Annotated in this window: 11 protein-coding genes and 1 tRNA gene; 6 read left to right on the top strand and 6 right to left on the bottom strand. The window is 71.7% G+C overall.

Annotated elements, in window-relative coordinates:
• Positions 1-119 precede the first annotated feature (119 nt).
• Positions 120-192 (bottom strand) — tRNA-Asn (locus AC1DU4_RS25130).
• A 135-nt stretch (positions 193-327) separates the two neighbouring features.
• Between AC1DU4_RS25130 and AC1DU4_RS25125 the strand changes: the two genes are divergently transcribed.
• Complete coding sequence (locus tag AC1DU4_RS25125; RefSeq protein WP_477844514.1) at positions 328-573, top strand: hypothetical protein; 246 nt, start codon at positions 328-330, stop codon at positions 571-573.
• 18 nt (positions 574-591) lie between these two features.
• On the opposite strand, the gene dnaG is transcribed toward AC1DU4_RS25125, so the two are convergent.
• A complete protein-coding gene (dnaG, locus tag AC1DU4_RS25120; protein WP_477844512.1) occupies positions 592-2,508 on the bottom strand; it encodes a DNA primase in 1,917 nt (638 codons plus the stop codon).
• 96 nt (positions 2,509-2,604) lie between these two features.
• Between dnaG and AC1DU4_RS25115 the strand changes: the two genes are divergently transcribed.
• Positions 2,605-3,789, top strand: a complete 1,185-nt coding sequence (locus AC1DU4_RS25115) for a dipeptidase (RefSeq protein WP_477844510.1) — start codon at positions 2,605-2,607, stop codon at positions 3,787-3,789.
• A gap of 9 nt (positions 3,790-3,798) precedes the next feature.
• On the opposite strand, the gene AC1DU4_RS25110 is transcribed toward AC1DU4_RS25115, so the two are convergent.
• Together AC1DU4_RS25110 and AC1DU4_RS25105 are read right to left on the bottom strand one after the other, a co-directional pair.
• The gene (locus AC1DU4_RS25110; protein WP_477844508.1) at positions 3,799-5,079 is read right to left on the bottom strand and encodes a deoxyguanosinetriphosphate triphosphohydrolase; all 1,281 of its coding nucleotides are present in this window, start codon (positions 5,077-5,079) and stop codon (positions 3,799-3,801) included.
• A complete protein-coding gene (locus AC1DU4_RS25105; protein ID WP_477844507.1) occupies positions 5,079-5,756 on the bottom strand; it encodes a YdcF family protein in 678 nt (225 codons plus the stop codon). Before AC1DU4_RS25105 ends, AC1DU4_RS25110 begins: the two co-directional genes overlap by 1 nt.
• A 151-nt stretch (positions 5,757-5,907) precedes the next feature.
• On the opposite strand from AC1DU4_RS25105, the gene AC1DU4_RS25100 reads away from it, so the two are divergent.
• Complete coding sequence (locus tag AC1DU4_RS25100) at positions 5,908-7,953, top strand: TPM domain-containing protein (protein ID WP_477844505.1); 2,046 nt, start codon at positions 5,908-5,910, stop codon at positions 7,951-7,953.
• A 77-nt stretch (positions 7,954-8,030) separates the two neighbouring features.
• A complete protein-coding gene (locus AC1DU4_RS25095) occupies positions 8,031-8,771 on the top strand; it encodes an ABC transporter permease (protein ID WP_477844503.1) in 741 nt (246 codons plus the stop codon).
• Between the two features lie 6 nt (positions 8,772-8,777).
• On the opposite strand, the gene AC1DU4_RS25090 is transcribed toward AC1DU4_RS25095, so the two are convergent.
• Positions 8,778-9,737 (bottom strand): DUF389 domain-containing protein, encoded by a 960-nt coding sequence (locus AC1DU4_RS25090; protein WP_477844501.1) that lies wholly within the window; start codon positions 9,735-9,737, stop codon positions 8,778-8,780.
• A gap of 74 nt (positions 9,738-9,811) precedes the next feature.
• A complete protein-coding gene (locus AC1DU4_RS25085; RefSeq protein ID WP_477844516.1) occupies positions 9,812-11,701 on the bottom strand; it encodes an alkyl/aryl-sulfatase in 1,890 nt (629 codons plus the stop codon).
• 222 nt (positions 11,702-11,923) lie between these two features.
• On the opposite strand from AC1DU4_RS25085, the gene AC1DU4_RS25080 reads away from it, so the two are divergent.
• Together AC1DU4_RS25080 and AC1DU4_RS25075 are read left to right on the top strand one after the other, a co-directional pair.
• The gene (locus AC1DU4_RS25080) at positions 11,924-12,370 is read left to right on the top strand and encodes a DUF1579 family protein (protein ID WP_477844499.1); all 447 of its coding nucleotides are present in this window, start codon (positions 11,924-11,926) and stop codon (positions 12,368-12,370) included.
• Positions 12,371-12,443: 73 nt separating this feature from the next.
• A partial coding sequence (locus AC1DU4_RS25075) for an AfsR/SARP family transcriptional regulator (RefSeq protein WP_477844497.1) occupies positions 12,444-13,221 on the top strand: 778 nt, incomplete at its 3' end.

Here is a 13,221-nt window from a genome sequence, read left to right as displayed (position 1 = left end):
CGACCGCCCACCGGGCAGGTGATCCTCGTCACATCCCAACCTACCGCCCGATTCGGGCGAACCCCCGACACCAAAGAMGCCGCCCACCAGGTGATCCTGGTGGGCGGCTTCTCAGTGTGCTCCCCCGACTGGACTCGAACCAGTAACCGTCCGATTAACAGTCGGAAGCTCTGCCAATTGAGCTACAGGGGATTACTTCAGCGCCTCCCGTTTCCGTTTGGCTGCAGAGAGACTTTAACCCATAACCCCACCCAGGTGCCAAATCGCCTGCCCAACGCGTTGTCAGGCACACTGTGGGCAGGCCGTTTGTCGGGGAGGAAAGCAGGAATGATGCGCTTGTTGATCGGTATCGCCGCGGGCTACGTGCTGGGAAGCAAGGCAGGCCGGGCTCGCTACGAACAGATCAGCCGGGCCGCCAAGGCCGTGGCCGGCAGCCCCGCTACCAAGAAGGTCATCGAGGTGAGCCGTCAGAAGCTCTCCGACAGCCTCAGCACCCAGCCGAAGCTCGAGCCGCTCAAGCAGATCGACACCGAGCCCGACACCACCATCTACGTGCCGCGCGAGCGCCTGTAGCGGCTCCCCGCCGGGGGGCTAGATGTCCTCCGAGTTGTCCCCGACCGCCTGCTCGAGCAGGCTGCGCCGGTACTGCTCGAGCGCGACCAGGTCGCCGAAGAGCGACATGTACTCGTCGGGGTGGTCGGCCTGCGACATCCGCTGCAGCTTCGACTTGAGGTCGGCGACCTGCTGGCCCACCCACACCTCCTGCAGCCGGGCGAGCACCCGCGGGATGTAGTCGGCCATGTCGGAGGCCCGCATCGGCTCGACGGCCAGCTCGGTGACCAGCGACTGCAGCGGCTCCACCAGCCGTCCCACGGCCTCCATCCACTCGGCGCCGCCGAGGCCGGCCCCGGTCCCGCCGGCGTCGGCGACGGCCTGACGGATCATCACGTAGGCGGGGTGGCTGAACGTCTCGACGGGCAGGGAATCGAACACCGACCCGGCGATCGCCGGGTACTGCAGGGCCGCCTTGAGCGCGTCGCGCTGCGGCCACAGGGACGGGTCCTTGGGGTTCGGGCGGGCGGGCACGGCCGGGCCGTCGGCGGCCGGCGCGGGCGTCTCGGCGAACGACCCGGACTGCTGCGGCCGACCCCGGGCCGCGTTGCGCGGCGAGTTGCGACGCGCCTCGTCGCGGACCCGCTTGATGACGGTCGGGATGTTGTCCCAGCCCACCCAGCCCGCGAGCTGACGCGCGTAGTCCTCGCGCAGCGCCTCGTCCTTGATCCGGGCCACCACCGGCACCGTRCGGCGCAGCGCCTCCACCCGGCCCTCGCTGGTCTCGAGGTCGTGCTCGGTGAGCAGCGACTTCACCACGAACTTGTACATCGGGATCCGGCGCGCCACCAGGTCCCGGACCGCAGCGTCGCCGGCCGCCTGCCGCAGCTCGCACGGGTCCATACCGTCCGGCGCGACCGCGACGAACGACTGCCCGGACATCTTCTGGTCCCCCTCGAACGCCTTGAGCGCCGCCGCCTGGCCGGCCGCGTCGCCGTCGAAGGTGTAGATGACCTCGCCGCGAAAGTAGCTGTCGTCCATCAGGAGTCGGCGGAGCATCGCCAGGTGGTCCTCGCCGAACGCGGTGCCGCACGCCGCGACCGCGGTCTTCACCCCGGCCAGGTGCATGGCCATCACGTCGGTGTAGCCCTCGACGATCACCGCCTGGTGGCCCTTGGCGATCTCCCGCTTGGCCAGGTCCAGGCCGAAGAGCACCTGAGACTTCTTGTACAGCATGGTCTCCGGCGTGTTGATGTACTTGCCGGGCATGGTGTCGTCGTCGAAGAGCTTGCGGGCGCCGAACCCGATCACGTCGCCGCCGAGGTTGCGGATGGGCCACACCAGCCGCCGCCGGAACCGGTCGATGGGGGTGCCGCGCTTGCCGGGCGTCGCCAGCCCGGCGTCGATGATCTCCTTGGCCTCGAACCCCTTGGTCATCAGGTGCTTGGTCAGGGTGTCCCAGCCGTCGGGGGCGTACCCGCAGCCGAAGGTGACGGCGGCCTGGCCGTCGAAGTTGCGTCCGGTGAGGTACTCGCGGGCGGTCTCGGCGTCGGGTTCACGCAGCCGCGCCGCGTAGAACTCCTGGGCCGCCGCGTTGGCCGCCACCAGCCGGGCCCGGGTGCCGCGGTCGCGCTGCACCGACGGCCCGCCGCCCTCGTAGGAGATGGTGTAGCCGACCCGGTCCGCCAGCTGCTCGACGGCCTCGACGAAGGAGACGTGCTCGATCTTCTGCAGGAACGAGTAGACGTCGCCGCCCTCGCCGCAGCCGAAGCAGTGGTAGGTCCCGTGGTTGGGCCGGGCATGGAAGGAGGGCGACTTCTCGTCGTGGAACGGGCACAGGCCCTTCATCGAGTCGCCGCCGCTGCGCTTGAGCGCGACGTACTCCCCCACGACATCTTCGATGTGTACCCGGTCGCGAATGGCCGCGATGTCTCGTTCAGAAATTCGGCCCGCCACTGGGCCAGTGTAGGCGCTGCGCGCCTGCGAGCTTTTCAGGCAGCCCCGGCTACCAAAAGTACTCACGGGCGCGCAGCGCCTCCTAGGATTCGCGGCATGTCGTCTCCGAAGCGCAGGTGGCTGCGTCCCATCCTGATCGGTTCGCTGGTCCTCGGCGTCGTCGCCGTGGTCGGCTTCTTCACGATCGCGCCCGGCGCCGTCGAGCGAAGCATGAACAAGACCGTCGCCGCCGACCTGCCGGAGGTCAGCGCGCAGACGCGCGAGCTGCACGACAGCCTGCAGATCGCCGACATGCACTCGGACACCCTCATGTGGGACCGCGACATCCTGAAGCGGTCCAGCCGCGGGCACATGGACCTGCCCCGCCTGCAGGACGGCAACGTCGCGCTGCAGGTCTTCTCGTCGGTGTCGAAGTCGCCGAAGAACCAGAACTACGACTCCAACTCCGACCAGACCGACAACATCGAGCTGCTGACGGTCGCCCAGCTGCAACCGCCGCGCACCTGGGGCTCCCTGCTGCAGCGATCGCTCTACCACGCGGAGAAGCTGGAGGAGGCGGCCGCGGACTCGGACGGACAGCTGCGGCTCGTCCGCACGCGGGCCGACCTGGCCGGCGTGCTCGACGACCGGGCGGCCGGGCAGAACGTGACCGGCGCGCTGTTCTCCGTCGAGGGCCTGCAGAACCTCGAGGGCAACGCCGCGAACTTCGACCGGCTCTACGACGCCGGCATGCGGATGGCGGGGTTCACCCACTTCTTCGACAACGAGACCGCCGGCTCGATGCACGGCGAGGAGAAGGGCGGCCTCACCGACCTCGGGCGGACGGTGTTCGCGGAGATGGAGCGGCGCGGGGTCATCGTCGACATCGCGCACGCGAGCCACCCGGCGATCAAGGAGATGCTCGAGCGGGCGACGCGGCCCGTCGTGGCGAGCCACGGCGGGGTGCAGGCGACGTGCGACGTCAACCGCAACCTCACCGACGACGAGATCCGCGGCGTCGCGGCCACCGGCGGCGTGGTCGGGATCGGCTACTGGGACGCGGCGGTGTGCGAGCTGACCCCCGCCGCGGTGGTCGACGCGATCGAGCACGTGATCAAGGTCGGCGGCCTCGAGACCGCGGCGCTCGGCAGCGACTACGACGGGGCGACCACGGTGGCCTGGGACACCAGCGAGATCGCGGTGATCACCCAGGAGCTGCGCGACCGCGGCCGCAGCGACGACGAGATCCGGGCGATCATGGGCGGCAACACGCTGCGGGTGATGGCCGAGGTGCTGCCGTAGGCGGCCCGCCTAGCCCCAGGCGGCCTGCGCGCCGAGGCTCTGCTTGTCCACCCGCTCGAGCCGGCTCTCGGTGTAGGACGCGATCTGGTCGACGATCACCCGGGTCCGCGCCGCGTCGTCCCCGGCCCGTTCCCACGCGGGCAGCAGCAGCGGGTCGAGCCCCGACGGCGCGGTGCGCAGCAGCCACTGCGCCACCCGGTGGATCCGGTCGCGTTGGCGGTCCTGCCGCGTCCGGTGCCCGGCGTCGGACATCACGTACCGCAGCGCGACCGTCTTGAGCAGCGCCACCTCGGCCGCCACGATCGGCGGGATCTCCAGGTCGGCGTCGTAGCGGGACAGCGGCACCCCGCCGGTGACGGCCCGGGTCTCGGTGACCGCGGCGGTCGCGAACCGCCCGACCAGCTCGCTGGTCAGGTTCTTCAGCGCCACCGAACTGGCCAGCGTGCCGTCGTAGCTGCCGACGCCGACGACCACCGGCAGCACCGAGAGTCGTTTCGCCGCCTCGACCAGCTCGCCGACGACCAGCCCGCGGAACTCCGAGGCACCCATCTCCGCGAGCGCGCGCTGCTCGGCGGGGTCGGCCAGCGCCCGCAGGTCGATCCGGCCGGCGATCACCCCGTCCTCGACGTCGTGCACGGAGTAGGCGACGTCGTCCGCCCAGTCCATGACCTGCGCCTCGAGGCAGCGGCGGGTCCCGGGCGCGCCCTCACGCACCCACTCCAGGATCTCCGCGTCGTCCTCGTAGGCGCCGAACTTCGCGCCGGGCGCCGGCCGGGTCCACGGGTACTTCACGGCCGCGTCCAGGGCCGCCCGGGTGAGGTTGAGCCCCACGCTGCGACCGTCCGCGTCGAGGACCTTCGGTTCCAGGCTGGTGAGGATCCGCAGGTTCTGCGCGTTGCCCTCGAAGCCTCCGCAGTCCGCGGCCACCTCGTCGAGCGCCTTCTCCCCGTTGTGCCCGTAGGGCGGGTGCCCGATGTCGTGTGCCAGGCCGGCCAGGTCCACGAGGTCCGGGTCGCAGCCGATGCCGTCCGCGATGCCGCGGCCGATCTGCGCGACCTCGATCGAATGGGTGAGCCGGGTGCGCGGGGTGTCGCCGTCGCGCGGGCCCACCACCTGCGTCTTGTCGGCCAGCCGGCGCAGCGCGGCGCAGTGCAACACCCGGGCGCGGTCGCGGGCGAAGTCGCTGCGCCGGGCGGAGGTGCCGGGCAGCCCGCCGACCTTCGGCGCCTCCACGACGCGGCGGTCCACGTCGTGCGGGCGGTACACCGCGGTCACCGGTTCGCCGTTCATCACTGCACCGCGGTGTACGGGAAGTCGGCCGAGAAGTGAGTGAGCTGGTACCAGAGCAGCGCGCCGGTCTCCCGCATGATGCCGTGCGCCTGCGACTCCCGGGTGAACACCGCCGGCCCCTGCCGGGTCGGCGCGGTCCAGGCCTCGAGCCCGGCGTCGCGGGCCATGGTCCGGGCGCGCAGCGAGTGCCAGGGGTCGCTGACCAGCACGGCCGAGGTCATCCCGTTCTCGCCCATCACCCGGCTGACGCCCTCGACGCTGAGCAGCGTGTCCGAACCCTCCTCGACGGCGATGATGCTGTCCGCGGGCACGCCGCGGCCGATCATGTAGTTCTTCCCGGACGCGGCCTCGGTGTAGACGTCCCCGACCTGCTTGCCGCCGACGGTGACCACCTTCGGCGCGACGCCCTTGTCGAAGAGCTTGACGGCCTGCTCGAGGCGCGCCGCGAACACCGACGACGGGGTCCCGGAGTACTGGGCGGCGCCGAGCACCACGATCGCGTCGGCCGGGGTCACGTCGCTGATCCGGGCCACCTGCCACACCCGGACCGCGGTCCCGCCGACCAGCACCACCGCGATCAGGATCGACCCGGCCACGAAACGGCGGGTCCACCGGGCCAGGGTGCCGCCGAATCCGAGTCGGTCGGCGTCGCGCTCGACCAGTGCTGTTGAACTCACTCCGTAAGTCTGCCAGCAACCGCGCGCGGCGCGTGGCCCGGCGCGCCCGTTCGGCGCCGGTCGAGCCGTCGGACCGCGACCGTCGGCGTGGCTCGCCGGTCGCGGCGGCGACGACAGCGAGAAGTCGCCCCCTCCCGATAGATTCATCCCCATGGCATTCGCACAGCCGCGCGCTCGCGCTCGACACGCCGACCACCGGGCCGGGTTCGCCCGCTTCTCACTCGCGGCGGTGTTGACCACAGTCGCGGCCCTGCTCGGGTTGCTCACCCTGCCCGGGCTCGCGGCGGCCGAGGCGCCGTTCCGGATGCCGGGGCAGATCTCGGACCGGATCGGCGTCCTCGACGACACCCAGCGCGCCGACGTCCGCTCCGCGCTGGACACCCTCTTCGACGAGCAGCACGTGCAGCTGTGGGTGGCCTACGTCGGCAGCTTCGACGGCATGGACGCCGACAGCTGGGCCGCGAAGACCGCGCAGACCAGCGGGCTCGGCAGCCAGGACGTGCTGCTGGCGATCGCCACCGACGACCGCGCGTACGCATTCGACGCACCGTCGGACCTGAAGAACGTCACCTCCTCCGAGCTCGACAGCATCGAGCGTGACGGCATCGTGCCGGCGCTGCGCGAGGACGACTGGTCCGGCGCGGCGATCGCGGCGGCGGGCGGACTGTCCGACGCGATGAGCAGCTCCGGCTCGTCCGGCACCGCGAAGTACCTGCTGGTCGCCGGCGCCGTGGTGATCGTCGGCGCGGGCGGCACCGTGCTGTACACCCGCCGCAAGAAGAAGGACCGGATCCGCGCCGGCGTCGACGCCGCGCGGGACGTGGACTGGACCGACCCCGTCGCCGTGGCCGCGTTGCCGCTGACCACGCTCGACGCCCGCGCCCGGGAGGTGCTGGTGGAGACGGACAACGCGGTCCGCACCAGCGAGGAGGAGCTGAACCTGGCCACCGGCGAGTTCGGCGAGCACGCCACCGCGCCGTTCACCGCGGCCTTCGAGTCCGCGAAGGCCGCGCTCGCGTCGGCGTTCACCATCCGGCAGCGGCTCGACGACGACGTGCCCGAGACCCCGGAGCAGCAGCGGGACATGCTCGTCACCCTGATCTCCACCTGCAGCAAGGCGGACGCCGAACTGAACTCGCAGGTCGCCGAGTTCGACGGGATGCGCGACCTGCTGATCGACGCCCCGGCCCGCCTCGACGCCCTCACCCAGCAGGTGGTGGAGCTGACCGTGCGGATCCCCGCCTCGGAGACCGTCCTCGACGACCTGCGCACCGAGTTCCCGGCGCCGGTGCTGGCGCCGGTCGCCGAGAACGTGATCCTCGCCCGCCAGCAGCTGGCGTTCGCGGACCAGAACATCACCGCCGGCCGCGCCGCCACCGCCCTGCCCGCGGGCAAGCAGGGCCCGGCGGTCGCCGCGATCCGGGCGGCCGAGGGCGCCGTCACCCAGGTCTGCGACCTGCTCGACGGCGTCGACCACGCCGCCGACGACATCCGCAACGCCATCGCCACGCTGCCCGCGGCGATGGACGAGACCCGCAAGGACGTCGCGGCGGCCGTCGGGCTCGCGGAGTTCGGCGGCGAGCGGCTGGCGCAGGCGAAGGCCGCCGCGGAGGCCGCGCTGGCCCGGGCCGAGGCCGACCAGCACAACGACCCGCTGGGCGCGTTCACCGAGATCGCGAAGGTGGACCGCGAGCTGGACACCATCCTGGCGGCCGCGCAGGACGCGCAACAGCAGGCCGAGCGGGCCGCGGCGCGGCTGACCCAGGACCTCACCGCGGCGCAGGCGCAGATCACCGCCGCGACGGACTTCGTCAACACCCGGCGCGGCGCGGTCGGTGCGGAGGCCCGGACCCGGCTCTCCGAGGCGCAGCGCCACTACGAGGCCGCCCGCCAGCTGGCCGCGTCGGACCCGTCGAAGGCGCTGCAGCACGCCCAGGCCGCCGGCGACCTCGGCGCCCGGGCGATGCGGCAGGCCCAGTCCGACGTGCAGCGCTGGGAGACCAGCCGCCGGCCGCAGCAGAGCGCGGGCAGCAACACCGGCGCGATCCTCGGCGGCATCCTGATCGACTCGATGATGCGCGGCGGCATGAGCGGCGGCTGGGGCAACCGCGGCGGCGGGGGCGGCGGCGGCCGCTCCCCCGGTTCGTTCGGCGGGCCCAGCAGCTCCGGGCGGATCACCCGCAGCGGACGGTTCTGAGCGCGGCCGCAACAGCGCGTGGCTGACGGGTCCGCGGACCCGCCGGCCACGCGCGGTCGCCGGGGAGAGGAGCAGCKGTGAGCACCTCGCTGGCGCACCCCGGCCTCGCCCTGGCCGTGGTGTGCACGGTGATGGCGCTGGCCGCGGCGCTGGTCTACCGGGTCGCGGCGCTGGACCATCCCCTGGTGGTGCCGCGGGCCGCGCTGCGCGGCGCCGCGCAGTTGGCCGCCGTCTCCGTGGTGCTGGCCGCCGCGCTGGCGCACCTGTGGTCGGCGGCGTTGGTGCTGGCGCTGATGTTCGCCGCGGCGTCGGTGACCGCGGCGCGGCGGGCCGACGCCGGACGGTCGGCGGCGTGGTTGAGCGTGGCCCTGGCGGCCGGCGTCGGTGCCGTGCTGCCGCTGCTTTTGGTCAGCGGGGTGGTCCCGTTGGAGGGAGTCGCCGTCATCCCGATCGGCGGCATCGTGCTCGGCGGCGCGATGACCGCGACCTCGCTGGCCGCCAAACGGTCTCTCGACGCCATCGCCCAGTGCCACGGCGAGGTCGAGGCGGCGCTCAGTCTGGGCCTGAGCCTGCGGGACTCGCGGATGGAGGTCATCCGGTCCGCGGCCGCCGACGCGCTGCTGCCGGGCCTGGACCAGACCCGCACCGTCGGGCTGGTCACGCTGCCCGGCGCGTTCGTGGGTGTGCTGCTCGCCAGCGGGTCCGCCGTGCAGGCCGGGGCGGTGCAGATCCTGGTTCTCGTCGGCCTGCTGCTGGCGCAGACCTGCGCGGTCGCGATGACGATGGAACTGGTCGCCCGGGCGATCGTGACGCGGTAGTCGGCGTCAGTCGGTCATCCACGCACCCACGGTGTGCACCACCTGCAGTTCCGGCTCCCAGGGAACGATGGAATCGACCGCCGCCTGCAGTTCGCTGATCGGGGGCAGCTCCTCGGGACCGAGCACAGACACGGTCGGTGTGTCACCGTGCCAACTGACGTCGGTCACCTGAGCGCCCGGCACGTCTGCCAGCCACCGCTCGCCGGCCTCGCTGATCTGCTCTGCCCACAGCGACGACAGGGTGTTCACCACCATGGGCACCGCGACGACGAACAGGCCCACCGCGAGGACGAGGTAGGCCCCGCCGCGCCTGCCCACGCTCCGCCCGTCCACGGCGCCGTACCCGGCGACCACCAGGACGCCGGTCACCGTGATGACCATCGCGAGGACGTTCGACAGGAACAGGACGAGTGCCCCCAGCGCGAGGGACGGCGCGTCGGAGCCGAGGCACACCCCCACGACCGCCAGCGGCGGGACGAGCGAGATCGCGATCGCCACCCCCGGCAGCACGTCACCGACGTCCCGCCGCGCCACCGCGATGGCCCCGACCAGACCGGTCGCCAGTGCCGCCGTCAGATCCGACAGGTTCGGCGAGGTCCGTCCGAGGACCTGCGAATTCGAGAGCACGCCGGTCGGATTGGGGAGCACCTGCGCGAACACGGCACCGATGACGATCACGAGGACCGCCCCGAGTGCCACGATCACGACGCTGCGCCAGATCAGCCGCCCCCGGCCGGTGGCGACGCCCAACCCGATTCCGAGAATCGGCGTCGACAGTGGGGCCACGATCATCGCGCCGATCACGGTCGCGGTGGAGTCCCCCACCACACCGGCGACCGCGATCAGCCCGGAAAGGACCAGCATCGTCCAGAACGCCGACGACTTGGCGCTGCGGTCGCCGGTGGACAGGTCGAGGCGATCGTCCAGCTCGGACAGGTCACGGCGTTGCGTGTCTGGAATCAGCATCTTCAATCCGACTCTCTCCCCGCGATACTCGGTGCGCCGCGGCGACGGCCCGCCGGCGCCGCGGCGCCCGATTCTCATTCCGGTGTGACGATCGCGAAGTTCTTGTCGCCCGGGTCCAGGACCGCCGCGAGACGGGCGAGGACCGAGGCGTCGCCGCTGAGCTCGATGCCGGCCTTCGCGAGCCCGTCGGCCGACAGCCCGCCGAGCGCGAGGGCGGGCAGGGCCCGCCGTGTCGTGGTCAGCGTCGCGTCCGCCGAGCCCTGCTGGGGGTGGCTGCTGTAGGTCAGCACCCCGTTGGCGAGCCGCAGCCGGTAACGCTCGTCGACGTCGGTGAGCACCACGTCGATCGACAGCTTCTCGTCCCACGCCTTCGGTCCGTCGACCTGGATCGCGATGGCGTCGAAGAGCATCGCCGGGGTCAGCTGAGCGATGACGTCGGGTGCGGTGGTCTCGGTCGGCGTGCCGAACGATCCCTCACGCAGCTCGGTCATGCCGGAGAGGAACCAGCTGCGCCAGGTGCCGTTCTCCGCGCCGTAGCCGAGCTGTTCGTAGGTGTCGGCGAGCAGGTCCCGGGCCGGCGCGTGGTCCGGCTGCGCGAAGACCACATGGTTGACCACCTGCGCCACCCAGCGGTAGTCCCCGGCATCGAACGACTCCCGAGCCTTCGAGACGACCGCGTCCGCGCCCCCCATGAAGTCCACGTAGCGCTTCGACTGCTCGACGGGCGTGTGCTCCCACAGGCTGGCCGGGTTGCCGTCGAACCAGCCGAGGTAGCGCTGGTAGATGGCCTTGACGTTGTGGCTGATGGAGCCGTAGTAGCCGCGGGTGCTCCAGGCGTTCTCGATCGACGGGGGCAGTTGGATCTGTTCGGCGATCTCGGGCCCGGTGAGGCCCTTGTTCATCATCCGCAGCGTCTGGTCGTGCACGTACGCGTACAGGTCACGCTGGGTGGACAGGAAGTCGACCACCCGCTCCTTGCCCCAGGTCGGCCAGTGGTGCGAGGCGAACACGACCTCGACCTCGTCGCCGAACAGGTCGACTGTCTCGGTGAGGTAGCCGGCCCAACCGTGCGGGTCCCGTACCACCGCACCACGCAGCGTCAACAGGTTGTGGAAGTTGTGCGTCGCGTCCTCGGCCGCGCACAGCGCCTTGAAGTCGGGGAAGTACAGCAGCATCTCCGACGGCGCCTCCGTGTCGGGTGCCATCTGGAAGACCATGCGGACACCGTCGACGGTCATTTCCTGACCGGTCGTGGTGATGATGTCGGTGGGCGCGATGAGGGTGACGGTGCCGGTGGACACCGTCTGCCCCAGTCCGGCGCCGACCTGACCCTGCGGCCCACGGGCCAGCGCGGCGCCGTACATGTAGCCGGCGCGGCGGTTCATCGCGGTGCCCGCGAACACGTTCTCGGATACCGCGTGCTCGGTGAACCCCTCCGGCGCAATGATCTTCACCTTGCCGGCGTCCACCTCCTCCTGCGAGACGAAGCCCTTGACGCCGCCGAAGTGGTCGGCGTGCGAATGGGTGTAGACGATCGCCTTGATCGGGCGGTCCCCCCGGTGCTGGCGGTAGAGCTCCAGCGCCGCCCGGCCGGTCTCCTCGGAGAGCAGGGTGTCGACGACGACCACGCCGTCGTCACCCTCGATGAACGAGGTGTTCGACAGGTCCATGCCACGCACCTGGTAGATGCCCGGGACCACCTCGAACAGCCCGTCGATGGCGTTGAGCTTGGACTGCCGCCACAGGCTCGGGTTCACGGTGTCCGGGGCGTCGTCGTCGAGAAAGGCGTAGGTGTCGTTGTCCCAGAGCACCGTTCCGTCCTCGGCCGTCACCGCGTTCGGGACCCTGCGGGCGACGAGACCCCGGGTGGCGTCGTCGAAATCCTGGGCGTCGGAGAAGGGCAGACTCTCGAGCAGTTCCTTCTGCTGTCGGACGATGGACTCGGATGCAGGCTTCGATGTCATGACCATGCCGCCATGCTGCGACGCCCGGCGCTCGCTCACCTCACCTGAGGCGGGTGAACCCGACAATCGCCCGACCACGCGCCGCCTCGCGCACAGTCTGGGCGGCCATCGCCGCGCACCGCGGCGAATGGTCGTCGATTGACGGCACGGCCCGGACCGATGAGATTTCGAGCCCCCGACGGTCTACCCGAGGGAGCCCACCGATCGCCACGAGAGGACCACATGACGTTCCCAGCAGACCCCATGCGCCCGTTCGACAGCATCGTCGGACGGTGGCGGACGTCGGGCACCGTGCTCGACGAGAACGGGAAACCTGTCGCGAGGATCGACGGCACCGACGAGTACGAGTGGATGCCCGGCGGTAGGTGGATCGTCCATCGTGTCGACGTCACGATGGGCGACGACCACGTGCATGCCCTCGAGCTCATCGGCGAGTACGACGCCGAGACCGGCACGTACGCCATGCGGGCGTTCGACGGCTCCGGCACGTACGGGGAGATGACCGCGCGCCCGAAGACGGACGGATCGTGGACGTTCGTCGGCGACGGGATGCGCAGCACCCTCCGGCCGTCCGAGGACCGGTTGTCCATGACGGCGCGATGGGAGCGGCGGATCGACTCCGGCGCCTGGATTCACTGGATGGACATGCGTTTCGTCGCCATGACGTAGCGCTCGCCGACAACGATTCGACGGGTGGTCGCCGGCGGTGCGGGTCTAGCCTGAGTCAGTAGGAGGCCGCCGCATGCTGCACGTCTCCCTCCTCGGGGAGCAGGCAATCACCGACACCGCGACCGGGGCCGCCGCGACCCGGTCGCCGCGCGCGGTTGCCCTGGTGGCCTTCCTGGCGGTGCACGCGGGCACACCACAGCCCCGGCAGCGCATCGCCGAACTCTTCTGGCCGGACTCGCCGGACGGTCAGGCGCTGACCAACCTGCGCCGCGAACTGCACCACCTGCGCCGCGCCCTCGGCGACGCGGACTCCCTGGTCGTGACCTCGACGGACCTGTGCTGGCGCGACAGCGACACCTGCCGCGTCGACGTCCGGGCCTTCGACCTCGAACGCCGGGCCGCGCTGGCCGCGGCGGAGACCGGCGACGACCACGCGGCCCTCGCCCACGCCCGGGCGGCCATCGCCGCGTACCGCGGCGAGTTCCTGCCCGGCGGGTACGACGACTGGCTGCTCGAGGCCCGGACGGAGCTCGAGCGCCAGTGCGTGGACCTGTGCGACCTGGTCTGCGCCGCCAGTGTGCGCGGCGGCGACCCGGCGGCGGCGACCGAGGCCGCCCGTCGGCGGATCCGGCTGCAACCGCTGGAGGAGGTCGGCTACCGCACCCTGATGAAGTTGCAGGTCGACGCGGGCGACCGGGCCGGCGCGCTGAGCACCTACCACCGCTGCGCGTCCGTCCTCGAGCGCGAGCTCGGCGTCGCACCCGAACCCGCGACCAGGCAGGCGGCGGCAGCCCTGCTGGCGACGCCGGCCGACGCGCCGCGGCCCGCCGGTGCCGTCGGCCGCTCCGGAC

Source organism: Rhodococcus sp. P4_F5 (assembly GCF_056401315.1).
Note: the sequence above shows the minus strand (reverse complement) of the source record. Positions and strands in the feature narration are given on the sequence as shown.

Excerpts from the sequence above, each read along its gene's own strand:
- AC1DU4_RS25090 (WP_477844501.1), bottom strand. The coding sequence starts at position 9,737 with ATGCTGATTCCAGACACGCAACGCCGTGACCTGTCCGAGCTGGACGAT.
- AC1DU4_RS25100 (WP_477844505.1), top strand. The coding sequence starts at position 5,908 with ATGGCATTCGCACAGCCGCGCGCTCGCGCTCGACACGCCGACCACCGG.
- AC1DU4_RS25125 (WP_477844514.1), top strand. The coding sequence starts at position 328 with ATGATGCGCTTGTTGATCGGTATCGCCGCGGGCTACGTGCTGGGAAGC.
- AC1DU4_RS25115 (WP_477844510.1), top strand. The coding sequence starts at position 2,605 with ATGTCGTCTCCGAAGCGCAGGTGGCTGCGTCCCATCCTGATCGGTTCG.
- AC1DU4_RS25085 (WP_477844516.1), bottom strand. The coding sequence starts at position 11,701 with ATGACATCGAAGCCTGCATCCGAGTCCATCGTCCGACAGCAGAAGGAA.
- AC1DU4_RS25110 (WP_477844508.1), bottom strand. The coding sequence starts at position 5,079 with ATGAACGGCGAACCGGTGACCGCGGTGTACCGCCCGCACGACGTGGAC.
- AC1DU4_RS25080 (WP_477844499.1), top strand. The coding sequence starts at position 11,924 with ATGACGTTCCCAGCAGACCCCATGCGCCCGTTCGACAGCATCGTCGGA.